The organism is Ruegeria sp. HKCCD7221 (assembly GCF_013031225.1).
Taxonomy (GTDB): Bacteria; Pseudomonadota; Alphaproteobacteria; order Rhodobacterales; family Rhodobacteraceae; genus Ruegeria.
In genome coordinates, this window is the sequence record NZ_WPZE01000025.1 from 1 (window position 1) to 1,248 (window position 1,248).

The 1,248-nt window shown below is 58.3% G+C and carries 1 protein-coding gene; it reads right to left on the minus strand.

Annotated elements, in window-relative coordinates:
* Positions 1-72 precede the first annotated feature (72 nt).
* Positions 73-1,248, minus strand: a 1,176-nt coding sequence (gene tuf, locus GOX73_RS20595; RefSeq protein ID WP_170337277.1) for an elongation factor Tu, incomplete at its 5' end; no start/stop codon positions are given.

Below are 1,248 nucleotides of genomic sequence, written 5' to 3' on the forward strand. Positions count from 1 at the left end.
AAAAAGGCCGCCCTGTTTGGAGCGGCCTTCTTTAGTTTTATCGATGCGCCGGGCTGAAGCCCGTCCTACCGATTATTCGATGATTTTCGACACAACGCCGGCGCCAACGGTGCGGCCGCCTTCGCGGATCGCGAAACGCAGACCGTCTTCCATCGCGATCGGTGCGATCAGCTCGACGGTGAAGCCGACGTTGTCGCCGGGCATAACCATCTCGGTGCCAGCCGCCAGGGTCACGGTGCCGGTCACGTCAGTCGTACGGAAGTAGAACTGCGGACGGTAGTTCGCGAAGAACGGCGTGTGACGGCCGCCTTCTTCCTTGGTCAGGATATAGGCTTCGGCTTCGAACTTGGTGTGCGGTGTAACCGAACCCGGCTTACACAGAACCTGGCCACGCTCAACGCCGTCACGGTCGATACCGCGCAGCAGGGCGCCGATGTTGTCGCCCGCTTCACCGCGGTCCAGCAGCTTGCGGAACATTTCAACACCGGTACAGGTGGTTTTCTGAGTGTCGCGGATGCCGACGATTTCAATCTCGTCGCCAACGTTGATCACGCCACGCTCAACACGACCGGTCACAACGGTACCACGACCCGAGATCGAGAACACGTCTTCAACAGGCATCAGGAACGGCTTGTCAACTTCACGCTCAGGGGTGTCGATGTAGTCGTCAACAGCCGCCATCAGCTCTTTGATCTTCTCTTCGCCGATTTCCGGGTTGTTGCCCTCCATCGCCGCCAGAGCCGAACCTGCGATGATCGGAACATCGTCGCCGGGGTAGTCGTAGCTGGACAGCAGTTCGCGAACTTCCATCTCAACCAGTTCCAGCAGCTCTTCGTCGTCAACCTGGTCAACTTTGTTCATGAACACGACCATTTTCGGGATGCCAACCTGGCGGCCCAGCAGGATGTGTTCACGTGTCTGCGGCATCGGGCCGTCAGCTGCGTTCACAACCAGGATCGCGCCGTCCATCTGAGCAGCACCGGTGATCATGTTCTTGACGTAGTCGGCGTGGCCGGGGCAGTCAACGTGCGCATAGTGGCGGTTGTCAGTCTCGTATTCCACGTGGGCGGTCGAGATGGTGATGCCGCGCGCTTTTTCTTCCGGCGCACCGTCAATCTGGTCATACGCTTTGAAGTCACCGAAATACTTGGTGATTGCTGCGGTCAGCGTCGTTTTACCATGGTCAACGTGGCCAATCGTGCCGATGTTGACGTGCGGTTTTGTACGCTCAAACTTTTCCTTTGCCAT